Origin of the sequence: Mesorhizobium sp. M1A.T.Ca.IN.004.03.1.1 (assembly GCF_003997555.1) — a bacterium.
Taxonomy (GTDB): Bacteria; Pseudomonadota; Alphaproteobacteria; order Rhizobiales; family Rhizobiaceae; genus Mesorhizobium.
Genome location: NZ_RZTV01000554.1, coordinates 1 through 260 on the forward strand (window position 1 = coordinate 1; position 260 = coordinate 260).

Annotated in this window: 1 pseudogene; it reads left to right on the forward strand. The window is 60.0% G+C overall.

What is annotated here, in order from left to right:
* Positions 1 to 260 (forward strand): annotated as a pseudogene (locus tag EOD29_RS32850) (phosphomannomutase); the annotation flags it as partial.

Genomic DNA, 260 nt, shown 5'->3' on the forward strand with positions numbered 1-260 from the left:
CAATGGCAGAGAGCGGCTGCCATTGCGACCTCCTATAAGCTGCACTTCGCCGCTGCCGATCGTCTGGAGAATTTCCCGGTGGAGACGAGCGCCGCGCTGATGCAACACTTGCGCGCCTCGGATCAAAATCTCCGTTCTTTCCTGCAGCCGATCGGCGCTGTCGCGACCAAATCCGATATTGACGGGCTTCGGATGACACTGACGGACGGCCGGATCATCCATTTCCGCCCATCCGGCAATGCGCCGGAAATGCGCTGCTA